Below are 22,734 nucleotides of genomic sequence, written 5' to 3'. Positions count from 1 at the left end.
CCGATTTCACGTTAAATAGCCGCTGAGTAGTCCGGGTTGCACCCGCCCGGGCGCACCATGTCACGCCAATCCCAAATGTCAAAGCCGGCGTGCATATCGAACTATGTCCAAGAAAAATGAAAACAAAAGCATGCTCAGGTGTACTACTCTAGGAACGATCATCCGAAGCGGCGCGGCATACCGGCTCAGGAAGCGGGTCGTGCGGCGCATTCCCCGGAACTCCACCGGCAACGTCTCCCGACTTTCGTCGCGGTGGACTTGCCGCCAGCAGGAGCGGAACATGAAGCATCCATCGTTGATGGATCCCTGGAGCCGTACTCTGGCAATGCTCGACAGCCGTGCGAGCCGCCCAACGGAAGCAAATGAGAAGCTCGCGCTGATGACACGGTCGCTCGTGCGCAACGTGCCGGGCAAGAGCGCATGCTTCGGGCCCGCCGAAGAGCATTGCGTCAATATTCGCGTGCTGGAGCGTCTGAGCGAATCGACGCTGGCGCTCTCATGGCACGATCCCACGTCGTTCAACTACTCGGAGCAGGTCTGGGCGCTTTGCACCGCCCGCAAGCGCGGAACATGTGCATTGAGCGGGCAGGCAATCAGGCGCGGACAACCGGTCTATAGGCCGAGGCGTGTCGGCAGTTCAGTGCCGCTCAATAGTGGCGCGATGATTCTGGCGCTTGCACTGACACCGGCCGAACAGGAATCAGGCGTCGTTTCCGAGTGATCGATTTCAACCCGGCATGACGCGTGCGCAACGCACGCGTTTTTGTCGCTTGCATGGTCCGCGCGAGTCACCAATCGTATGACGAGCGCGCGACAGAGAAATCGATCAAGCTCCATGTCCCGCAAGCGCGCAAGTGACGCGCTTATGATATGCGGCGCATCAGAATAGAAGTATTGAAAAGCAATCTTTTCACAAGAGTGCTTAGCATCGCCGTTATCCATATAAGATCTGCTTGTGACGGAAATCGGGCGTCAAGGGTACTTATTAGACAAACGCCTCGTGATCCACAACGCAACGATCCGGGAGGGGACATGGCTACATTGGCGCAATTGGAAAACCAGATTCGGAAATTGCAGCAGCGCGCGGATGCATTGCGGGCAAAAGAGTCGGTCGAAGTGATCGCCAAGATCCGGGCAATGATGGATGAATTTGGCTTGACCACAGCAGATCTGGCCAAAGCCGGCCTGGGAACGATGAAACAGCGCGGCCGTCCGGCTGGTTCAAAGAAATCGGCTGCTTCAAAGAATGGCGCGGTCAAATCCAAACTTCCACCGAAGTATCGCGATCCGGTATCGGGCGCGACCTGGAGTGGTCATGCGCGTCCGCCGGCATGGATCAAGGACGCGCCCGACCGCAGCGCCTATCTGATCGATGCTGCGAAGAAAGCCGCGCGGCGGGGGCGTGCGGCATCGACAACACGCACTTCGACGCCGAAGCGACCGGGCCGACCTGCCGGGAAGAGAACTTCGCGCAAGAGCGCGCAGAGCACTGCGGCCTGAGCGTTACGTGCTTTAGCCAAGCAAGGGACTGCGCGCGCTTGAGAATCCGCTTGCGCGATCGTAAGCGAGCCCGAGTTGCAGCACGCCCAGATCGCCTTGTGTCGGACCGATGATCTGCAATCCGGCCGGCAAGCCTCCGGGGCCAAAGCCGGCCGGTGCGCTCAACGCGGGCAGCGATGCCATCGTCGCTGGAACGACAGCTTCCATCCAGCGATGATAGCTATCCATCTCGCGGCCAGCGATGGCATGCGGCCAGTCCAGTTCCGCGTCGAAAGGAAAGACCTGAGCCGATGGCAGCAACAGATAGTCGAAGTTATCGAATAGCGCATTGATCGCCTGATACCATGCGGCACGCTCGCGAATTGCGCGCGAAACATCTTCTCCCGATAACTTCAGACCTCGTTCTATTTCCCACACCGCTTCGGGTTTGAGCAGCTTGCGCTTTGCGGCGTCACGATAGAGCGGCGCGTTGGTGCCGGAGAAAGTGAGGCTGCGCAGATCGAGCCATGCATTCCAGAGACGATCGAGATCGAAATCAATCCTGGCCGTCTCGATGGTGCAGCCCACTGTTTCGAAGTGATGCAGCGCCGATGCATACGTGTCCATCAAGCCTGCTTCCATCGGCAGATGTCCATTCAGGTTGCCTAGCCAGCCGATGCGCGTGCCGCGCATATCGCGATCGAGCGCGTTCGCGAAATCGGCGGGCTTGTCGCTTCTGCGGGACAGCGGCGCGCGCGCATCGAAGCCCGCCTGCACCGACAATAACAACCCAAGATCGGGAATGTTTCGCGCGATCGGGCCGGCGACGCTGAATTGCTGAAAGAACACGTCGTCGCTTGGCGCATAAGGCACGCATCCCGGTGTCGTGCGAAAGCCGAAGACGTTATTGAACGCGGCGGGCGTGCGCAAAGAACCCATCATGTCGGAGCCATCCGCGCACGGCAGCATGCGCAGTGCGACCGAGACGGCCGCGCCGCCGCTGCTGCCGCCAGCGGAGCGCGATTGTTCGAACGCGTTGCGCGTGGTGCCGTACACCGGGTTATAGGTGTGTCCGCCCAGGCCGAACTCCGGCGAATTCGTGCGGCCGATAAATATCGCGCCTGCCTTGCGCATGCGTTCGAATACGACCGCATCGACCCGCGTGATTTCGTTTGCAAATATAGGCGAGCCCTTCGTCGTGACCATTCCGGCGACGGGCAGGATGTCCTTGGGAGCCTGTGGAAAGCCGTGCAGAGGTCCGAGGTTTTCGCCTCTGGATAACTGCGTATCGCGTTCGGTGGCGAGCGTGTGCAGGACAGCGCGATCCTGCATCGCGACGATCGCATTGACCGCGGGATTGATGCGATCGATGTGCGCGAGATATGCGTTCAATACTTCGACGCACGAGACATCGCGTGTTTGAATCGCTTGCGAGAGCGCGATGGCGTCGAGTGAAACGATATCGTCGTCGGGCGATGAGGCGGTCATGGTTTTGTCGTGAATGAGAGGACGGATTCAGCGATGAAACTCGGGAAGCACATAGGCGGCGACTTCTTCGATGATACCGCGTGCAGGTCGTCGTTCCGATGCGATGTTGAGCGTCACGTGATGTGTACCGCTCTCGCGCATCTCGTGCAAAAGCGCCACGAGCGCGCGACGCCCGGTGCGATATCCGAGGGAAATATCGGTTGCGGGCTCGTTGGCATCGCTGCCGAGATCGAGCCGCATTGCGACGCCAAACGCGCGAAAGGCCCCGGACGCCGCGCGATCGACTGCTGCGCGCCACATGCTGTATCGGCCGCGCTGCGCTTGCGGTTCGCGATGATAAGTCATCCAGCCAAGCGAATGACGTGCGATCCAGTCGACGCTCTGACCGCCGGAACCGACGGCCAGCATCGGAATGGAAGCGTTCTGTCGAGGCAGGAGATAGAACTCGGGCGCGCCTTCGGGTGCGTGGTCCGGAATGACGCGAGAGGGCACGGTAACGGCTGCGGCGAGTGTGGCCCAATGCTGTCGATACAGATCGCGTCGTTCATCGGGATCGCGGCCGAACGCTGCATATTCCGGCGGACGGTCGCCCGAACCCACGCCGAGAATGAAACGTCCCCGCGAGAGCTCGCTTACGGAGATCGCACCCTTCGCGACATGAAGCGGATGTCTGAGCGTCAACACGATCGCGCCGCTGATCAGCGCGATGCGCTCCGTATTCGATGCAAGCGCGCCGAGCATGACCCACGGATCGAGATGTCCGACCGGGTCGGGATAGTCGATGCTATTGAGCGGAACATCGCGAACCCAGAGCGCGCGAAAGCCGAGTTGGTCGGCGAGTCGCGCGATTGCCATCTGCTCGTTGAAGTCAACGATGCTTTCGTTGTCGCGTGTGATCGGCAATGTTATGCCGATGGAAAGCTTGTCTTGCGCGAATACTGCATTCGCGATGGAAGACGAGGCCAGAGTGTTTTCACTTGCGGTCATGACACGCATTGCGTCAAGGAAAGGTCTTGACGCCGATGGTATCACTGGCGTCGTGTGACCAGCGAAACGACATACGTCACGACGATATTCACGACGAGTGCAATCAGGCCGATGTAGACCGGCCATGAAGCGTCACCGAGATGCATGACATAGACCGGCTTGAGTCCTTGCGAGATCGCGAGGCCCGTGCCTAAAACGATACCGAACAGCCAGCCGAGAAAAAGGCCGGGCGTCGTGAGCCTGCGCGTGAAGAGCGTGAACACGATGGCCGGGAAGATTTGCAGAATCCACACGCCGGCGAGCAACTGCAGGTCGATTGCATATTGCGTCGGAAGGAACACGATGAACAGCAACGCGCCGAACTTGACGACGAGCGACACGAGCTTCGCAGTCGATGCTTCGGCCGCGGACGACATGTCGGGCGAAACGAGCGGACGCCACAAGTTGCGCGTGAACAGATTCGCCGCGCCGATCGACATGATCGCCGCCGGCACGAGCGCGCTGATCGCGATGGCCGCAGCCGCGAAGCCCACGAACCACGATGGAAACAACGTGCCGAACAAGACCGGCACGACATCCGATGCCGACTTCACATGCACGCCCGCCGCGATCGCCATATAGCCGAGCAGCGCGATCAGCCCGAGCAACAGCGTATAGGCGGGCAGAAAGATGGCGTTCTTGCGCACGGTCGCCGCAGACGAAGACGAGAGCACCGCGGTCATCGTATGCGGATACATGAAGGCGGCGAGCGCAGAACCGAGCGCGAGCGATGCATACGCCGTGAATTGACCCGGCTGGAGGATAATGCCCGTCGGACCGCCTTTCGCCTTGAAGTATTGATCGGCCGCGTCGAACACGTGCGCATAGCCGCCGAGCTTCACAGGAATGAGCCATATCGCCGCGATCACGACGATATAGATCATGATGTCTTTCACGAAGGCTATCATCGCGGGCGCGCGCAGACCGCTCGTATAGGTATAGAGCGCGAGAATCACGAATGCAATGATGAGCGGCAGTTCGCCCGTCACGCCGAGACCCTTGATCACCACTTGCATACCGACGAGTTGCAGCGCGATATAAGGCATCGTCGCAACGATGCCCGTGACCGCCACCGCCGCCGGAAACCACTTGCCGCCGTATTCACCCTGCACGTAATCGGCGCCGGTGATGTGGTTCTTCGCATGCGCGATCTTCCACAACTTCGGCATCACCGCGAATACGAACGGATAGACGATGATCGTGTAAGGCAGCGCGAAAAAGCCATACGCGCCCACCGAATAGACGAGCGCCGGCACGGCAATCACGGTATAGGCGGTATAGAAATCGCCGCCTACGAGAAACCATGAAATCAACACGCCGAACTGGCGGCCGCCCAGGCCCCATTCGTGAAGCTGCGTGAGATCGCCGCGCTTCCATCGCGCGGCAAAGAAGCCCACGACGGTCACGAGCGCAAAGAACGCGATGAAGATCGTCATCGCAACCGGATCGACCGGTGTGAGATCGTTCATTTCAGGCCCCTGTACACGACATAAAGCAGGAGCGACGTGAGCGGCACCCACAAAAACTGATACCAGTAGAAGAACGGGAATCCCGCGAGTGAAGGGCGCGTGTCGTTATAGAACGGCAGCCAGAGCAGGGCGACGTAGGGTATCAATAGCACGACCCAGAGCCACGGGCTGCCGGGCGTATCGTTGTTGGATTCCAAAGCCTATCTCCTCATGAATCAGCGCTGACAGGATGCGAGCAAGGGCCGCGCCGCTAAGGCTGCGCATTATCCAACTTATTGCGCTTTGTTGCCCGACCGATAAATGGAGGGAGAAGTTATCGTGCTTTCACAAAAACACGATCAACGCTTACGAATCAATAACCGATCGAGATTGAACTCGCTTGCCGACAAGCATTGCGCGCTTGCCGCCGAAGCCTGCGACCTTGAGATAGTCGAATCCGTTATCCCTGAGCGCGCGTTTGACGAGGCCCGCGCTGGTATAGGTCGCGAATGTCGCATCTTCTCTGGCGATGCGTGCCAGCGACGCGAAGATGGCGGGCGTCCACATATCGGGGTTCCTGGCTGGCGCGAAACCGTCGAGATAGATGGCGTCCGCTGAAAGGCCGTGGTCGGCGAGATGCGGCAAGAGCGTGCCGGCATCGCCGAAAGCGAGTGTCAACGTGACCGCGCCAGCGAGGAATGCCAGCCGATGCACGCCGGCTTCGAGCGGCGGCCATGCTGAAGCAAGCGCATCGGCGAGCTGCGCGATAGCGGTGTCGTCGATGATCGCCGCATGCGCGGCGCGCAAATCGTTTGCGCTGAATGGATGCTTCTCTACCGACACGAATTCCAGTGCCGGCGAGCGTTGTGGATCGTCACGCCATGCCGCCCATGTCGCAAGGAAGTTGACGCCCATGCCGAAGCCCGTCTCGACCACGGTGAAGCGCGACTTTTTGCGCCAGCGCGCGGGCAGGCCATTGCCGTCAAGAAAAACATGGCGCGCCTGAGCGAGCGCGCCTGCCGCGCTGTGATAGATGTCGTCGTGACGCGGTGAGTACGGCGTTCCGTCGTCACGAAACACGAGCGGCGCGGAGCTCAGCGGCTCATCCATCGTTCAGTCACCGGACGACGATTGATTCAGCGTAATACCCAATTCACTCGCCATTTGCTGAACCATCGCGCGCAATTGCGCGACTTCGTGAGTAAGGCGTTTCTGCTCGGACTTCAATGCTTCGAATTCGGAAAGCGAAAAGGATTCGCCGCCCGGCGTTTCGCGCAAAGGGATGTCGGCCAGGCTCACTTCGCCGCATAACAGATGCATCCAGCGGCTTTCGCGCTCACCGGGCGTGCGTGACAGCTTCACGACACGCGGCGGATCGTTGGCGGCTAACTCGTCGAGAAAGCTTTCGACCGATGATATGTCCGCAAACGAATGCAGCCTCGCACTGTTCGCGCGCAGTTCCGCTGCCGTTTGCGGGCCGCGCAGGAACAAGGTTGCAAGCAGCGCAACCGACTGGCTCGGCACGCCGAGCACGCGATTCACGTTATGTTCGAAGCGCGGCACCCGGCTACTGCTTCCTTCGAAAACGAGGCTCAGGCGCTTCAGGCCATCGATGGTCGTCAACACCTCGTCTTCGCTCACGTTCATCACCGGCGCGCGTGCGGTCTTCTGATTGCAGCCCGAAGTTAGGGAATTCAGCGAAAGAGGATATGTGTCCGGCACGGTATGCTGTTTCTCGACGAGCACGCCGAGCACGCGTGCTTCGAGAGGCGTAAGTTCGCGTAGAGTGGGACGGGGTACGGCTTCGGAAGGGGTGTTCATGGGCGTGATTGACGTGCGATGAGACGCCTATGATACCGGCGCCACACAGGGTTTCCGTATTTCGCGCACCGTCATGCAGCATGAAAATCAACCTTCGACTGTGCAACCGTCCTGCGCGATGCGCTTTTTTGGTGCAAACGGTTAAAAAGGCCTGGCGCAGATGTACTTTATTCAAGGAGGTGGCCCGCTCATATCATTGGCATTGAAGTTGCTTTTTCTCATTCGGCACTGGGCTGCCCGCGCAATCGATGTTCCACCCTTAAGGGTGTGAGAATTTAAGAGAGCATCGCGCTACGAGGTCGCCTATCGACGTATCCAGAAGGCCGGATACGCCGCGTCTTTTGGCTCTTCAAGCGTTTCGCGAGTGCAACCAGTAATACGAGCGACGGGAACCGCCACCCCGGCATGCACTTCATTTGGAAGACCGGCTATGACGCAAGCATTCTTCAACGAGATGTTCGAGCGCAGCGATCTGGAGGCGCGCGGCCTGACGGCAGTGGCATTTCGCGGCGTCGGCGATCCACGCACGCACTACCGCGACTTCATGAACTGGCTCGCCGCACAAAGCGAGCAGCAGATCGACATCAAGCGCGCGGAGGCGGATCTCAACTTCAGACGCGTTGGCATCACATTCGCGGTCTATGGAACGAGCGATCTTCCGGGCATCATTCCCGAGCGCACGATTCCCTTCGACGTCATTCCCCGCATCTTTCCGGCCGACGAATGGCGCTCATTGGAGCGCGGCTTGCGACAGCGCGTCAACGCGCTCAACCGTTTCATCCACGACATCTATCACGATCAGGACATCATCCGCGCGGGCATCATTCCCGAGGCGCAGATACTCGGCAACGCGCAATATCGTCCTCAGATGCGCGGCGTCGATGTCGCGCGCGATATCTATGCGCATATCGCAGGGATCGATATCGTGCGCGCGGGACAGGGCGAGTTCTATGTGCTCGAGGATAACCTGCGCGTTCCGTCGGGCGTGTCGTACATGCTGGAAAACCGCAAGATGATGATGCGGCTCTTTCCCGATCTCTTTGCGCGCAATCGCGTTGCGCCGGTCGCGCATTACCCCGACTTGCTGCTCGACACCTTGCGCGCGTCCGCGCCAGCCGCCGCCGCCGAGAATCCGACGATCGTCGTCATGACGCCGGGCATGTATAACTCGGCCTATTTCGAGCACGCGTTTCTCGCGCAGCAGATGGGCGTCGAGCTTGTCGAAGGACAGGATCTCTTCGTGGAGAACGACTACTTGTATATGCGCACCACGCAGGGGCCGCAGCGTGTCGATGTGATCTATCGCCGCGTCGATGATGACTTCCTCGATCCGCTGGTGTTCCGCCCGGATTCCGCGCTCGGCGTGCCGGGATTGATTGGCGCGTATCGCGCGGGCAATGTCTCGTTGTGCAATGCGGTGGGCACCGGCATCGCGGACGATAAATCGATCTATCCCTACGTGCCGGACATGGTGCGTTTCTATCTCGGCGAAGAGCCGATCTTGAACAACGTACCGACGTGGATGTGTCGCAAGCCCGACGATCTCGCGTACGTCCTCGATCATTTGCCCGAACTCGTCGTCAAGGAAACGCATGGCGCGGGCGGTTATGGAATGCTGGTGGGGCCTGCATCGACGACCGCGCAAATCGCCGAGTTTCGTGCTGTGCTAGAAGCGCATCCGGAGAAATACATCGCGCAGCCGACGCTCGCGCTCTCCACATGTCCGACGTATGTCGAGTCTGGTATTGCGCCGCGTCATATCGACCTGCGTCCCTTCGTGCTGTCGGGCACCGAAGTGCGCATGGTCCCGGGCGGTCTGACGCGCGTTGCGTTGCGCGAAGGCTCGCTCGTCGTGAATTCATCGCAGGGCGGCGGCACGAAGGACACGTGGGTACTGGAGCGCTAAGGAAAAGTTCTGAAGAAAACGCGGCGCCACTAAAGACAACGACAAACAACCGGAAACACCCATGCTGAGCCGTACCGCGGATCATCTCTTCTGGATGGCGCGCTATACCGAGCGCGCCGAAAACACTGCCCGGATGCTCGATGCGAACTATCAGCTCTCGCTTTTGCCGCAGTCCGACGAATATGCGGAACTCGGCTGGCGCGCGATGCTGTCGATATCGGAATTGAGCGGCATCTATTCGGCTGCGCACCACGGCATGAAAAGCCGCGAAGTGATCGACTTCATGGCGCGCGACTTATCGAATCCTTCATCGATCGTCAGTTGTTTGCGGGCCGCGCGCGAGAATGCGCGAGCCGTGCGCAGTTCCACCAATAGCGAGTTATGGGAATCGCTCAACACGACCTGGCTCGACTGCCAGCGCATGCTCGCTGACGGCATTCTTGAGCGCGAACCTTATACCTTCTTCGAGTGGGTGAAGTTTCGCTCGCATCTGTCGCGCGGGGTTCAGCTCGGCACGCTCGTGAAGGACGACGCGTTTTATTTCATGCGTCTCGGGACTTTCATCGAACGCGCGGACAATACGGCGCGCATTCTCGACGTCAAGTTCGAAATGATGGAACAGCGCGCCGATACTTCGGCACAACCGTTCGATTATCACCACTGGGTGGCAGTACTTGGCTCGGTATCGGGCTTCGAGGTGTATCGGCGGGTTTATCGCGATGTCATTACGCCGGAACGCGTTGCGGGCCTCCTGATTCTTTATGGCGACTGGCCGCGTTCGCTTGCAGCGAGCATCGCGGAAGCGGAGCAGCTTATCGGGCAGGTGACGAAAGGGCGCGATACCGAAGCGACGCGACTCGCCGCGCAACTGAGCGCGGAATTGAAGAACGGGCGCATCCGCGACATTCTCCGAGGCGGGTTGCACGCTTACCTTGTGGACTTTCTCGCTCGCGTGAACGATCTCGCGGGCCGCGTGAGCCGCGAGTTTCTGTTGCCGATCGCGCCGGAGCCGGAGCCCGAGCCGCCCACGCAGGCCCAGACCCAGACTCAAAGTCAAACTCAGACGCAAGGCAAAGGCTGAGCGCGTGCCTTCAGCGCTTGGCCGCCGCCGCGACGACGCGATGCACGAAGCGCAGTTTGTCGATGACGGCCGGCGCAAGCGTGAAGGGATATCCGTCCGGCATGCCGAGACTGCGATTCAAACTGTTCAGGACATAAGTGAGCGGAAACCAGCGTTTCATCAGGTTATCGAACGTAGTTTCCTCGACCGGTGTCTGGTCGGTGAGCGTGGGCTCGTGCGGACTATCGGGCACGAGCACGAGGCCGCAGGAAACGGCGGTGTCGAGCGTATCGACGATATGCAGGTAATGCGCCCACGTTTCCGCCCAGTCTTCCCATGGATGCATCGTGGCGTAGGCGCTGATGAAGTTGTCTTCCCATTGAACGGGCGGACCTTCCTTGTAATGACGATCGAGCGCGGCGGCGTAGTCGGCTTGTTCATCGCCGAATGCGGTGCGAAACGGCGCGATGCGCGCAGTGTCGCCGATCAGGCGATCGAAAAAGTAATGCCCGGATTCATGGCGGAAATGACCGAGCAATGTGCGATACGGCTCGTGAAGCGCGGAGCGTGTTTTCTCTCGATGCGCGTCGTCGGCTTCGGCGATGTTGAGCGTGATGATGCCGTTGTTATGACCCGTCATCACGCCGTGACCTTGCGCGTCGCCTTCGAGAAACTGAAATTCGAGGCCGCGTTCGGGATCTTCCTGACGCGACTTCACGGACAGGCCCAGCTCCGCAAAGGTGTACAGCAGGCGGCGCTTGGCGGCTTCGATGCGATACCAGTAGACGCGATTCTCCGGATTCGAGAGGTTCGGAATGGTGCTCGTCAACTGGCACGAGCAGCAGAGCGTATCGAGGGTATCGGGCGTATTGGCGTCGGGCGCGGGGACAACCCAGTTGCAGACATTTTCGACCGCGTAGTTATGGCACGGCCGGTAGAAGAGATCACTCGCAAGAGGATGAAGGCTGCGCCAGCGGCCGTCTTCGGTGTCCTCGAAGGCGCTGATCTGATTGATCTCGGGCACGTAACCGAGCCGCGCGCCGCAGTTTTCGCAATGGGTGTTTTCGAAGAAAACGAGTTGGTTGCAACGGTTGCAGTGAAAGGTCTTCATCGTGTGGTCGGTGGAAGTGTTATCGCGCGATGTGCGGTGCGCGCTGTAGGCGGTGTAGACGCAATCATCATGCCGCGAAAAGGCCGTTTTTCCATGACAAGCAGAAAAAGCGTTGCAGCGCGCGTTGCGTGCACGGCGTCAATTGAACAAAGGAGTCCGGCGTGTCCATTCGTGTCGCACTGAACCATGTCACGCATTATCGTTATGACCGGCTCGTCGGTCTGTCGCCGCAGGTCGTCCGTTTGCGGCCCGCGCCGCATTGCCGTACGCCGATCGTGTCGTATTCGATGCGCGTCGAGCCCGAGGACCATTTCATCAACTGGCAGCAGGACGCGTTCGCGAACTATCAGGCGCGCCTTGTTTTCCCCGAGAAAACGCGCGAATTCAAGGTGACGGTCGATCTCGTCGCCGAAATGGCCGTGTATAACCCGTTCGATTTCTTTCTCGAACCGACCGCCGAGAAGTTTCCGTTTGCGTATGCGCCCGAGTTGCTGCACGATCTCGCGCCTTACATGGTGAAGTGTGAGCTGACGCCGCGCTTTGCGGCATTCGTCGAAAGTATCGATCGCTCTCCGCTCGCCACGATGGATTACCTCGTCGCGCTCAATCAGCGGCTTTCCCATGAGATTCGTTATCTGATCCGCATGGAGCCGGGTGTGCAGACACCGGAAGAAACGCTCGAAAGCGCGGCCGGCTCGTGCCGCGATTCGGGCTGGCTGCTCGTCGAGACGCTGCGCCATCTCGGCCTGGCCGCGCGCTTCGTGTCGGGTTATCTGCTGCAACTCGCGCCCGATGTCAAATCTCTCGATGGTCCAAGCGGCACCGAAGTGGACTTCACCGATCTGCATGCATGGTGCGAAGTGTTTCTGCCGGGCGCGGGCTGGATCGGTTTCGATCCGACGTCCGGCCTGCTCGCGGGTGAAGGACATATTCCCGTCGCGTGCACGCCGGAGCCGGACAGTGCTGCGCCGGTCTCGGGCGCGGTGGAAAAATGCGAAGTCGAATTCGATCACGCGATGTCGATCGAGCGTGTGCGCGAAACGCCGCGCGTCACGAAGCCGTACAGCGAGGAAGACTGGAACGCGGTGCTGCGCATGGGCGAGCAGGTCGATGCGCAATTGAGCGCATCGGACGTTCGCCTCACGATGGGAGGCGAACCGACTTACGTCTCGGTACGCGACCGCGACGAGCCGGAATGGAACACCGACGCGCTCGGCCCGACCAAGCGCGCCTACGCTGTTTCGCTGATGGACAAGCTGCGCGCGCAGTACGGCGCGCGTGGCTTCCTGCATATCGGACAGGGCAAGTGGTATCCGGGCGAGCAATTGCCGCGCTGGGCGCTGTCGCTGTTCTGGCGCGCGGACGGCGAACCGTGCTGGCGCGATCCGGCGCTCTTCGCGGATGAACGTCAGCCGGCCTCATATACGTCGGACGACGCCGCGCGCTTCATGCACCATCTCGCGGGCAAGCTTTCTTTGGATTCAAAATACATTCAACCGGGGTACGAGGACACGTTGTACTACCTGTGGCGCGAGCGCCGCTTGCCGGTGAACGTCGATCCGTTCGACTCGCGCCTCGGCGACGAACTGGAGCGCGCCCGTCTGCGTCGTGTGTTCGACGCGGGTTTGCCGTCTGTCACCGGCTACGCATTGCCGATCGCGCGTGAAGAAGGCGCAGGGGCGCAGCCGGCGCGCTGGGTGAGCGGGCCGTGGTTCTTCCGCGACGAGCGCATGTACCTGGTTCCGGGCGACTCGCCGATGGGATACCGCGTGCCGCTCGACTCGCTGCCGTGGGTCTCGGAAGGCGATTACCCGTGGCAGCACACGCACGACCCGTTCGCGCCGTCCACGCCTTTGCGCACGGCTACTGAATTACGCATGCAATATGCGGATCTGGATAATGAATCGCGTATGCAAAATGCCGATGCGAGCGTGGCGGGGCGCGCGGGAGCATCGGGTAAATCTGGTGAATCGGGTACGCTCGCATCGAGTGAGTCGCGCGATCGCAAGCCGCAACGAGGCGAATCGGCTGGCTGGATCGCACGCATCGCGCTGTGCGTGGAAGCGCGCGATCCTTCGCGCGCGGCCGGTCCCAAAGCGGAAGCCGACGCACTCAAGAAGCTCGGCAACGGCAACAAGCTCATGCATGTCTTCATGCCGCCGCTTACCTCGCTCGATGACTATCTCGATCTTCTGACTGCCGTCGAAGCGACCTCCGCCGATCTGAAGATTCCGGTGATCGTCGAGGGCTATCCGCCGCCGCGCGATGCGCGCCTCAAGATGTTGCAGGTGACGCCCGACCCTGGCGTGATCGAGGTGAATATTCATCCGGCGGCGAACTGGAACGATCTCGTCGAACACACGGAGTTTCTCTATAACGCGGCGCACGAGTCATATCTGAGCCCGGAGAAGTTCATGCTCGACGGCCGCCATACCGGAACCGGCGGCGGCAATCACTTCGTGCTCGGTGGCGCGACGCCTGCCGACAGTCCTTTTCTGCGCCGTCCCGATCTGCTGGCGAGCCTGATCCGCTATTGGCACAACCATCCTTCGTTGTCGATGCTGTTCTCGGGCCTCTTCATCGGTCCGACCAGTCAGGCGCCACGCGTCGACGAAGCGCGCAACGATCAGGTTTATGAACTGGAGATCGCGTTCGCCGAATTGCAGCGTCAGCTCGATCTGCTCGGCGGCCGCGACAGCGCGACCGTGCCGCCGTGGCTCATCGACCGCATTCTGCGCAATATCCTGATCGATGTGACGGGCAATACGCATCGCGCGGAGTTCTGCATCGACAAGCTGTATTCGCCCGATGGCCCGACCGGCAGGCTCGGCTTGCTGGAACTGCGTGGCTTCGAGATGCCGCCGCACGCACGCATGAGTCTCGTGCAGCAATTGCTGTTGCGCGCGCTCGTCGCGCGATTCTGGGACACACCCTATACCGCGCGCCTCACGCGCTGGGGCACGGAACTGCATGATCGCTTCATGCTCCGCACCTTCGTGCAGATGGACTTCGATGACGTGCTCGCGGAACTGCGCGAAGCGGGCTTCGCATTCGAGCAAAGCTGGTTCGCACCGCACTTTGAATTCCGTTTCCCGTTGGTCGGCGGATACGATACCAACGGCATCGCGCTCACGATTCGCAATGCGCTCGAACCGTGGCATGTGATGGGCGAGGAAGGCGCCATCGGTGGCACGGTGCGCTTCGTGGACTCGTCCGTCGAACGTCTCGAAGTGCGCGTGCTCGGGCTGAACGGCAATAGACATGTCGTGACCGTCAACGGCGAGACATTGCCGCTCCAACCGACTGGACGCGTAAGCGAATACGTCGCGGGCGTGCGCTTTCGCGCTTGGTCGCAGGCGGCGTCGCTGCATCCTACGATCGAGGCGCATGCGCCGCTCACTTTCGATATCGTCGATACATGGACGGGACGCTCGATCGGCGGGTGCCAGTATCACGTCGCGCATCCGGGCGGGCGCAACTATCAGACCTTCCCGATCAACGCGTATGAAGCGGAAAGCCGCAGGCGCGCACGTTTCTTCGCGACGGGTCATACGCCCGGCACGATGCACGTCGAAGCCCGCAAACGCAGCCTCGAATTCCCGTTCACGCTCGACCTGCGCTATCGTTGAAATGCATTCATCATTCGAATAAAGAACATTGACGACATTGGCTTATCAATCGACCTTACCCTTCGATACCGCCGCGGCGCGCATCGATGCGCTCGCGCTGCTGCGCACGCTGCCCGCGCGTGAAGGGCATTGGGACGAACTGCGCGACACGGCGGGCCAGTTGCGCGAGCCGTGGCGGCACTTCTTCGAGTTGCTCGGCGAGCAGGGCATCGCGCGGCTAGACGATGGTGTAAGCGCCGTCGCGCAGCAGGTGCGCGACAACGACATCACCTACAACGTTTATGCCGACAACGGCAAGCCGCGTGCGTGGTCGCTGGATCTTTTGCCGCTCATCATCGATGAAGAAGAATGGGCGTTGATCGAACGCGGCGTCGCGCAACGCGCACGCTTGATGGAAGCGATCGTCGCGGATGTCTACGGCCCGCAGACGCTGTTGCAACGCGGGCTATTGCCCAGCGCGCTCGTGTTCGGACACCCCGGCTATCTGCGCGCGGTTAAGGGTTTCATGCCGCCCTTCGGCCGCTTCCTGCAGATCGTCGCGGTGGATCTCGCGCGTGCGCCATCCGGCGCGTGGACGGTCGTCGCACATCGGACGGAAGTGCCTTCGGGGCTCGGCTACGCGCTGGAAAATCGCATGATCGTCGCGAGCCTTTTTGCCGAACCGTTTCGTGCAATGCGCGTGAGCCGTCTTGCGGCGACCTATTCGCAACTCATCGCGACCATCGCGCAAGCCGCGCGCGCGACGATGCGCGATGACGAAGACGGCCGCAGCGATGCATCGAACGACGCGCCGCATATCGCGTTGCTGAGCCCGGGTCCGTTCAGCGAAACTTATTTCGAGCATGTGTTTCTCGCGCGTTATCTCGGCGTGACGCTCGTCGAAGGCAAGGATCTCACGGTTCGCCATGACAAGCTCTATCTCAAGACGCTCGCCGGCCTGTCGCGCGTGCATGCGGTCTTGCGGCGCCTGGACGATGCGTTTTGCGATCCCGTCGAATTGCGCGCCGATTCCACGATCGGCGTGCCCGGCCTGTTGCAGGTGATGCGCGCGGGCAATGTGATGGTGTCGAACATGCCGGGGGCGGGCTTCACGGAATCGCCCGCGCTCAATGCATTTCTGCCGGGCATCGCGCAGGCATTGCTGGACGAAGAACTCGAATTGCCGACCGTGCCGACATGGTGGTGCGGCGAGCAGGCCGCGCGCCGCGAGGTCTTCGAGCGCGTCGACAGCGCGTTCATTGCGCCGACGTGGCCGGGCCCTGAGGCCGAACACGTGCCGGGCATCGATGCGGGCGTCCAGGATATTGCGGCATGGCGCGAGCGCATCGAACGCGCGCCCGATGTCTTCACGGTGCAGGAGGATCTGCCGTTCTCAAGTGCGCCGCGCTTTCACGATGGCGCGATCGGATCGCGTCCCTGCGTGCTGCGCGCCTACGCGATCGCCAACATCGACGGAAGCTGGAGCGTGATGCCGGGCGGCTTCACACGACTCGCGGCCGACAAGCGCGCGACAGTGTCCATGCAATTCGGCGGCAGCAGCGTCGATACCTGGGTGATGTCGAGCCAGCCCGGAGGGTCGGTTTCGTTGCTGCCCACGCCGATGAAGCCGGGCGATTTGCGCAAGCATCGCATCGTATCGAGTCGCGCCGCGGAAAATCTCTTCTGGGCCGGGCGTTACGGCGAACGCGCAGAAAACAACGTGCGGGTGTGCCGTCTTTTACTCGGGATGCTCGATGGCAGCGTCGCCGATGAGCTCTTCCCGACACTCGTGGAACTCGCGTCGGAATGCGGGCTGATTCCATCGGTCGATACGCTCGCGCGCAGCACGCCGCAAGCGTTCGAGCGCGTGCTCGTCGCGGGGCTGCCGGAATCGGGCAGAGCGACGAGCATCGGCAACAATCTCGCGGATCAGGCCCGCGCTTGCGGCGAGATACGCGACCGGCTATCGACGGATCACTGGCGCACGATTCTCGCGTCGCGCAACGATTTTCGCGATGCGCTCGCGCGCCTCGTGTTCAGCGATCCCCCTGACGAAAGCACGGTGCGCATCGGTCGCGACTATGATCGTCTGATGCTCGCGAGCGCACTCGAACAACTCGCGACGCAACTGTCCGCGATCAGCGGCGCGCAGGGCGATCGCATGACGCGCGACCAGGCGTGGCGGCTACTGTTCATCGGGCGGCACATCGAACGCGTCTCGACGATGGCGACGATTCTGCGCGTGGTCGCCGAGCGCGGCACGCTCGCATCGCCTGCCGGCTTCGATCTGCTCCTGCAACTCTTCGACAGTACGCTCACGTACCGTTCGCTCTATCCGGGCAGGCTCGAAGTGCCGGCGCTGATCGATCTGATCGTGGTGGATCAAACCAATCCGCGCGGACTCTATGGCGTGTACGCGCGCCTGCGCACGAAGCTCGACGAGATCGCAGCCGCTGCGGGCGGCGCACGCCGCGCACAAGCGACGCGTTTCGCGGACCTGCTCGTTCACGCCGATGCATTGCCGGATCTCACCGCGCTGTGCGAGACGGACGAGAACGGCCTACATGATGCGTTGATCGCGCTATGCGACAGGCTCGTGGCATCGGTTTTCGCGGCATCGAATGAAGTGAGCGCGCGCTACTTCAGTCATGCGAACACGCTTTCCGCGCAGGTGTCGTCATGAGTCTCGGCATGAACGATACCGTGCTCGCGGTCACGCATCGCACGACCTATCGCTATTCGACGCCGGTCGAAATCGCGCAGCATCTCGCGACCATTCGTCCGTTGCATTGCCCGTGGCAGCAGGTGATTTCGCATACGGAGCGCATCGAGCCGGTGCCGTCTTATGTGCATAGCCGCGTCGATGCATTCGGCAACGACGTGCTGTACTTCTCGCTCGACGCGCCGCACGAGCGTCTTTCGATGACGAGCGAAACCACGGTGCGGCTCACGCCGCGCTGGAATGCGCTCGATGCAGAGGCCACGCCGCCGTGGGAAACCGTCGCGCAACGCATGCTCTATCGGGCCGGTGAGTCGTTCTATCCGGAGAGCGAGTTTTGTTATGCGTCGCCTAATATTTCGCTCGATCATGCATTGCGCGCCTATGCGCAAGCGAGTTTCGATGCGGGCACGCCGCTCGTTGCGGGCGCCATCGACCTGATGCATCGCATTCACGAGGACTTCGAATACAAGCCATCGGCCACCGCGTTCGATACGCCCGCATCGCGCGCGTTCGAATTGCGTCATGGCGTGTGTCAGGATTTCTCGCAAGTGATGATCGGCTGTCTGCGTTCGCTCGGGCTGCCGGCACGCTACGTGAGCGGCTACTTGCGCAACGACCCGCCGCCGGGGCATGCGCGTCTGATCGGCGCGGATGCATCGCATGCGTGGGTATCGGTGCATTGTCCGCAAAGCGGTTGGATCGATCTCGATCCGACCAATGACGTGCTCGCGGACCTCGATCATGTCACGCTTGCGACGGGGCGTGATTACAGTGACGTGTCGTTATTGCGCGGGATGATTCTCGGCGGTGGCGCGCATCATGTGGATGTGGCGGTGAATGTGCTGGCGCTTTGATGGTCGATACGCTCGCGATGCATCGATCTTCGCGCATGGCCGACAGGGTTCGAGAAAGCAGGCTGCGCGATAGTGAGTTAATGTTTTACGCTTCGTCGTTCATGCGCGAGCGCGCCTGCGCATACCCTTTCGCTTTGCAAGGAGATTTCGCACGATGGAATACGTGAAACTGGGTTCGACCGGCCTCGATGTGTCGCGGCTCTGTCTTGGTTGCATGACCTACGGCGTGCCCGATCGCGGCACGCATCCGTGGACGCTCGATGAGGAAAAGAGTCGTCCACTCATCAAGGAGGCGCTCGAAGCGGGCATCAATTTCTTCGATACGGCCAACACCTATTCGGACGGCACGTCGGAAGAAATCGTCGGACGCGCGCTGCGCGATTTCACGAAACGCGACGACATCGTGATTGCGACGAAAGTCTTCAATCGCATGCCTCCCGGACCGAATGGCATGGGGCTATCGCGCAAGGCGATCTTCAACGAAATCGACAACAGCCTGAAGCGCCTCGGCACCGACTACGTCGATCTCTTTCAGATCCATCGCTGGGATTACCGGACGCCGATCGAGGAAACGCTCGAAGCGCTGCACGATGTCGTGAAGGCAGGCAAGGCGCGTTATATCGGCGCGTCATCGATGTATGCGTGGCAGTTCAGCAAGGCGCTCTACACATCGCGCGCGAACGGCTGGGTCGAATTCAGGACGATGCAGAATCATTTGAATCTGCTGTATCGCGAGGAAGAGCGGGAGATGATCCCGCTTTGCAAGGACCAGGGCATCGGCATGTTGCCGTGGAGTCCGCTCGCACGCGGACGTCTTACGCGCGAATGGGACGCGACGAGCGCGCGTCAGGAATCGGATGCATTCGGCAGCACGCTCTATCGCACGGACGATGCCGATCGCGCGGTGGTCGAAGCCGTGGCCGCGGTGGCGAAGGCGCGCGGCGTGCCGCGTGCGCAAGTGGCGCTCGCATGGGTCGCGCAGAAGGCGCCGGTGAGCGCGCCGATCATCGGGGCATCGAAGCCGAATCACGTGAGCGATGCAGTCGCCGCGTTGACGCTCAATCTCACGTCCGACGAGATCGCGCAACTCGAAGCGCCCTATGTGCCGCATGCGGTCGCGGGTTTCAAATGAAGCGGCGATGAACGCCGGGAAGCGCGCGGCTCACAACTGCGATTCGATAGGCAGGATGCCCAGCATCCAGATGCCCGCGCGCTTCATCGCAGACACGCCCGGCTCGCTGTCGAGCTGGGTCGTGTTGCCGTTGGCGTCCGTGTCGATCCACACCATGCGCGTGCCGCCGTTGCCATCATCGAGCAATTCGACACGCCACGCGATGCGATCGATATTCGCGCCGATGCCACCCGCCACTTCTTCGGCCGCCTCCGCGCTTTCGCAATAGACGCCGATCTCCGTATTCAACTCCACGGAACGCGGATCGAGGTTCATGGAGCCTATGAAGATGCGCTTGCGGTCGAACACATACGTCTTCGCGTGCAGCGACGCCTTCGACGATCCGAACGTGGACTTCTTCACGGTCTTGTCGTTATCCGTCGATGCGACGGGCTTGAGCTCATACAGGCGCACGCCCGCTTCGAGCATGTCCTTGCGATAGCGCTGATAGCCCGCATGCACTGCGGCGACATCGGTGGCAGCGAGCGAATTCGTGAGCACGGTGACGCGCACGCCGCGCGATGTCATCGATCGCAGCCATCGCACGCCTTCCTCGCGCGGCACGAAATAGGGCGACACGATCAGCATGTCCTTGTCGGGATCGAGATTCAATGCCTTGAATTGCGACATCAGATGGCCTTCGGTGTCGCCCGGCGCGCGCGTGATCTTCGCGGGATCGTCGTAGAGCAGCGTCGCCTTGCCCCACGAAAACGAGGCGTCGCGCTGCTGGATCACGCTCGCGAGGCGCGCACGCACTTGCGCCACATAGGGCGAATGCGTCTCCGACAACAGATAGGCATTGAGCTTCTCGCGATAACCCGCAAGCGCGTCGGGATCGGCGGTACGTCGCATCAGGTTATCGATCGGATAGGCCGCATCCGAGTTCCAGTAAAGATCGAATGCGGTCGATACCTCGGGCACGACAGGCCCGTGCACGAGCACGTCGAGATCGCCGAACGCGACCGTGCTCGATGCGCCGAAGTACTCGTCGCCGATATTGCGGCCGCCGAGAATCGCGGCCTGGTTATCGGCGATGAGCGCCTTGTTATGCATGCGACGATTCACGCGAAAGAACTCGGCCGCCGAGCCCAGTTTTTTGAACGTGCGATTCGCCACCGGATTGAAGAGCCGCACCTGCACGTTCGGATGCGATGCGAGCGCGAGCAGGATCTGATCGTCGGCGTTGGTGCCGAGGTCGTCGAGCAACAGGCGCACGCGCACGCCCCGATCGGCGGCACGCATGATCGATGCAGCCATTTCGCGGCCCGTCAGATCGTCGTGCCAGATGTAGTACTGGAGATCGAGCGTGCGATCGGCGGTCTCGCTCAGTATCACGCGCGCGATGAGCGCATCCGTGCCATCCGATAACAAGTGAAACGCATTGTCGCCGGGATGCGCGGCCTCGCTCGCGGCGAAGGCTGTGCCGAGGCGCGTGTTCGCGGTGTCGGTGAGGGCGTGTGTTTCAACGCGTCCGGTTTGCGGCGGAAGGCTCGCGCATGCCGACATCAACAGCATCGCCGTAACAGCGAACCATGTACGAAGTTTCATCGTGCATCCTCGGTTAGGCCATGCTCTTGTCTCGCCGCGACGCTTCGGTCAAGCGCGAGCGCACGAAGCTGACATGCTCGCGCAGGACGTAGAGCGCATCGGCGTGAGCGAGCGGCAGCCTGATCGTATCCAGCGATTCCTCGATGTAATCGAGTTCGACCAGCAACGCGCGCCGTTCTTCTTCACTGGTGACGCGCATCGCGCCGCGCTCCACCGCGATCAGCGCGCCGTAATAACGATAGATGCGCGAGCGCACGCGCCATCGATACAGCGCGGGCACGAGCCGTAGCGCGGGAAAGATCAGCACCGCAACGGGCAGCAACAGCACGAGCGCGCGATCCGCGATATTCGCGAGCCAGAACGGCAGCGTTCGATAAAGAAAGCTCTTGCCCGAGCGGTAATAGCGGCTAGCGTCCTCGCTGATCGGAAACTCGTGCGCGACAGGGCTCGGGAACTGACCAGCGCGTTGCAGCAAGCCGGCCGTGCCGTGCACTTCCTGCGCCGCTTCGATGAGCAAGTCGGATAACGCCGGATGCAAAGTCGGCCGCGCGACCAGCTCGACTGTCGGACTGATCAGATGCACGGACTCCGGCGGGATGCGCCGGCCGAGATCGAGCACGCCGGGGGGTAGCTCGATATCGTCGAGATAAGGGAAAAGGCGCGTATATGCGAGGGCTTCGTTGAAGTCCATCACCGAGATGCCGGGCACGCGCAAGAGACGCAGCATCAGGCCGCGCGTCGCGGAGTCGCCGGAGAGAAAGACCGCGTCAGCTTCGTTGCTGACGAGTTGCGTGGCGGCTTGCAGGCCGTCGGTCGGCAGAAGCTTCGTATCGCCACCCGGATAGATGCCGTTGGCTTCCAACAGCTTCAGTGAGAGCGTGCGTGTGCCGCTGCCTTCGCGGCCTATCGCGATGCGCTTGCCTTCCAGTTGCGACAGCAGCGTGAGTCCCTTGCCACGATAGAACACGACGAGCGGCACATACGACACGCTGCCGAGCGACATCAGCTTCGACGCTTCTTCCCTCGTCGCGATACCGCCTTGCACGAGCGCGAGATCGACGTGTTGCTTCGGATCGAGCAGACGTTCGAGGTTCTGCACGGAGCCGTCCGAGGGCAGCACTTTCAGCGTGATGCCGTTACGCGCGAGCAGCTTCGCGTATTCCTGCGAGATGACGTAGAACGAGCTGTCCGGCTGGCCCGCGCTCATCGTGATGGTTTTGGGCGGCGCGGGATCGACGAGCCAGTAGACGAGCGCGACGATGATCGCAATGACCAGCACGACGGGACCGGCCGTCCACGTGATGTCGTGCAGGACGCCTTTTGCATGATCGCGAGGCAGATGCGGGCGTTTCATGCCATGCCTCGTCATGAGCGTGCGGTCGTGACTGCTTGTGTGCCGGGAAAGACATGGAGCATGTCGTGTCTGTGTCGGAAGCGGCGTTGCTTCGCAGTGTAACGCGAGGTGCGCACAAAACGAGAAGGCCGGCGCGCA

General features: G+C 61.2%; 16 protein-coding genes and 1 pseudogene. 8 read left to right on the top strand and 9 right to left on the bottom strand.

Annotation, left to right across the window (positions count from 1 at the left end; translation table 11 throughout):
- The first annotated feature begins 103 nt into the window (after positions 1–103).
- Both IAG25_RS07805 and IAG25_RS07800 read left to right on the top strand, forming a co-directional pair.
- Positions 104–721, top strand: a complete 618-nt coding sequence (locus IAG25_RS07805; protein ID WP_255503578.1) for a DUF3331 domain-containing protein — start codon at positions 104–106, stop codon at positions 719–721.
- 311 nt (positions 722–1,032) lie between these two features.
- Entirely contained in the window at positions 1,033–1,500 is a 468-nt protein-coding gene (locus IAG25_RS07800) for an H-NS histone family protein (protein ID WP_187604330.1), read from the top strand.
- Positions 1,501–1,512: 12 nt separating this feature from the next.
- Here IAG25_RS07800 and IAG25_RS07795 read toward each other — a convergent pair whose 3' ends face one another.
- The 6 genes and pseudogenes from IAG25_RS07795 to IAG25_RS07770 form a co-directional block, all read right to left on the bottom strand.
- Complete coding sequence (locus IAG25_RS07795) at positions 1,513–2,967, bottom strand: amidase (protein WP_187604329.1); 1,455 nt, start codon at positions 2,965–2,967, stop codon at positions 1,513–1,515.
- A gap of 27 nt (positions 2,968–2,994) precedes the next feature.
- On the bottom strand, positions 2,995–3,954 hold the full coding sequence (locus tag IAG25_RS07790) for an LLM class oxidoreductase (RefSeq protein ID WP_187604328.1): 960 nt from the start codon (positions 3,952–3,954) through the stop codon (positions 2,995–2,997).
- Positions 3,955–3,995: 41 nt separating this feature from the next.
- On the bottom strand, positions 3,996–5,462 hold the full coding sequence (gene mctP / locus IAG25_RS07785) for a monocarboxylate uptake permease MctP (protein ID WP_187604327.1): 1,467 nt from the start codon (positions 5,460–5,462) through the stop codon (positions 3,996–3,998).
- Positions 5,459–5,659, bottom strand: a complete 201-nt coding sequence (locus IAG25_RS07780; protein ID WP_035505628.1) for a DUF3311 domain-containing protein — start codon at positions 5,657–5,659, stop codon at positions 5,459–5,461. Before IAG25_RS07780 ends, mctP begins: the two co-directional genes overlap by 4 nt.
- A gap of 181 nt (positions 5,660–5,840) precedes the next feature.
- Positions 5,841–6,551 (bottom strand): annotated as a pseudogene (gene mnmD, locus IAG25_RS07775) (tRNA (5-methylaminomethyl-2-thiouridine)(34)-methyltransferase MnmD); the annotation flags it as partial.
- Between the two features lie 3 nt (positions 6,552–6,554).
- A complete protein-coding gene (locus IAG25_RS07770) occupies positions 6,555–7,262 on the bottom strand; it encodes a YceH family protein (protein ID WP_187604325.1) in 708 nt (235 codons plus the stop codon).
- Positions 7,263–7,692: 430 nt separating this feature from the next.
- On the opposite strand from IAG25_RS07770, the gene IAG25_RS07765 reads away from it, so the two are divergent.
- Together IAG25_RS07765 and IAG25_RS07760 are read left to right on the top strand one after the other, a co-directional pair.
- Positions 7,693–9,168, top strand: a complete 1,476-nt coding sequence (locus tag IAG25_RS07765) for a circularly permuted type 2 ATP-grasp protein (RefSeq protein ID WP_035505619.1) — start codon at positions 7,693–7,695, stop codon at positions 9,166–9,168.
- 61 nt (positions 9,169–9,229) lie between these two features.
- On the top strand, positions 9,230–10,249 hold the full coding sequence (locus IAG25_RS07760; RefSeq protein ID WP_187604324.1) for an alpha-E domain-containing protein: 1,020 nt from the start codon (positions 9,230–9,232) through the stop codon (positions 10,247–10,249).
- Positions 10,250–10,259: 10 nt separating this feature from the next.
- Here IAG25_RS07760 and IAG25_RS07755 read toward each other — a convergent pair whose 3' ends face one another.
- On the bottom strand, positions 10,260–11,339 hold the full coding sequence (locus IAG25_RS07755) for a zinc-binding metallopeptidase family protein (RefSeq protein WP_187604323.1): 1,080 nt from the start codon (positions 11,337–11,339) through the stop codon (positions 10,260–10,262).
- Between the two features lie 161 nt (positions 11,340–11,500).
- Here IAG25_RS07755 and IAG25_RS07750 point away from each other — a divergent pair, with 161 nt between their 5' ends.
- The 4 genes from IAG25_RS07750 to IAG25_RS07735 all read left to right on the top strand — a co-directional run bounded on the left by IAG25_RS07750 (position 11,501) and on the right by IAG25_RS07735 (position 19,655).
- Positions 11,501–14,968, top strand: coding sequence for a transglutaminase family protein (locus IAG25_RS07750; protein ID WP_187604322.1), 3,468 nt, complete (start codon positions 11,501–11,503; stop codon positions 14,966–14,968).
- A 37-nt stretch (positions 14,969–15,005) separates the two neighbouring features.
- Positions 15,006–17,630 (top strand): circularly permuted type 2 ATP-grasp protein, encoded by a 2,625-nt coding sequence (locus IAG25_RS07745; protein WP_187604517.1) that lies wholly within the window; start codon positions 15,006–15,008, stop codon positions 17,628–17,630.
- Positions 17,627–18,523: a transglutaminase family protein gene (locus IAG25_RS07740; protein WP_187604321.1), complete on the top strand. Its 897-nt coding sequence runs from the start codon at positions 17,627–17,629 to the stop codon at positions 18,521–18,523. The genes IAG25_RS07745 and IAG25_RS07740 overlap by 4 nt, the downstream gene beginning before the upstream one ends.
- 154 nt (positions 18,524–18,677) lie before the next feature.
- Positions 18,678–19,655: an aldo/keto reductase gene (locus IAG25_RS07735; protein ID WP_187604320.1), complete on the top strand. Its 978-nt coding sequence runs from the start codon at positions 18,678–18,680 to the stop codon at positions 19,653–19,655.
- Positions 19,656–19,685: 30 nt separating this feature from the next.
- On the opposite strand, the gene IAG25_RS07730 is transcribed toward IAG25_RS07735, so the two are convergent.
- Both IAG25_RS07730 and IAG25_RS07725 read right to left on the bottom strand, forming a co-directional pair.
- A complete protein-coding gene (locus IAG25_RS07730) occupies positions 19,686–21,242 on the bottom strand; it encodes a phospholipase D family protein (protein ID WP_187604319.1) in 1,557 nt (518 codons plus the stop codon).
- A gap of 13 nt (positions 21,243–21,255) precedes the next feature.
- Positions 21,256–22,596: a TAXI family TRAP transporter solute-binding subunit gene (locus IAG25_RS07725; RefSeq protein WP_238216293.1), complete on the bottom strand. Its 1,341-nt coding sequence runs from the start codon at positions 22,594–22,596 to the stop codon at positions 21,256–21,258.
- Positions 22,597–22,734: the final 138 nt, after the last annotated feature.

This window comes from Caballeronia sp. EK (assembly GCF_014384845.1).
GTDB classification, from domain to species: Bacteria; Pseudomonadota; Gammaproteobacteria; order Burkholderiales; family Burkholderiaceae; genus Caballeronia; species Caballeronia jiangsuensis.
This window is presented reverse-complemented; position numbering and strand designations above follow the sequence as displayed.

Bases quoted from the DNA above. Each gene is read 5' to 3' on its own strand.
- IAG25_RS07730 (WP_187604319.1), bottom strand. From the start codon at position 21,242: ATGAAACTTCGTACATGGTTCGCTGTTACGGCGATGCTGTTGATGTCG.
- IAG25_RS07735 (WP_187604320.1), top strand. From the start codon at position 18,678: ATGGAATACGTGAAACTGGGTTCGACCGGCCTCGATGTGTCGCGGCTC.
- IAG25_RS07805 (WP_255503578.1), top strand. From the start codon at position 104: ATGTCCAAGAAAAATGAAAACAAAAGCATGCTCAGGTGTACTACTCTA.
- IAG25_RS07790 (WP_187604328.1), bottom strand. From the start codon at position 3,954: ATGACCGCAAGTGAAAACACTCTGGCCTCGTCTTCCATCGCGAATGCA.
- mctP (WP_187604327.1), bottom strand. From the start codon at position 5,462: ATGAACGATCTCACACCGGTCGATCCGGTTGCGATGACGATCTTCATC.
- IAG25_RS07770 (WP_187604325.1), bottom strand. From the start codon at position 7,262: ATGAACACCCCTTCCGAAGCCGTACCCCGTCCCACTCTACGCGAACTT.
- IAG25_RS07795 (WP_187604329.1), bottom strand. From the start codon at position 2,967: ATGACCGCCTCATCGCCCGACGACGATATCGTTTCACTCGACGCCATC.
- IAG25_RS07760 (WP_187604324.1), top strand. From the start codon at position 9,230: ATGCTGAGCCGTACCGCGGATCATCTCTTCTGGATGGCGCGCTATACC.
- IAG25_RS07800 (WP_187604330.1), top strand. From the start codon at position 1,033: ATGGCTACATTGGCGCAATTGGAAAACCAGATTCGGAAATTGCAGCAG.
- IAG25_RS07725 (WP_238216293.1), bottom strand. From the start codon at position 22,596: ATGAAACGCCCGCATCTGCCTCGCGATCATGCAAAAGGCGTCCTGCAC.
- IAG25_RS07740 (WP_187604321.1), top strand. From the start codon at position 17,627: ATGAGTCTCGGCATGAACGATACCGTGCTCGCGGTCACGCATCGCACG.
- IAG25_RS07765 (WP_035505619.1), top strand. From the start codon at position 7,693: ATGACGCAAGCATTCTTCAACGAGATGTTCGAGCGCAGCGATCTGGAG.
- IAG25_RS07755 (WP_187604323.1), bottom strand. From the start codon at position 11,339: ATGAAGACCTTTCACTGCAACCGTTGCAACCAACTCGTTTTCTTCGAA.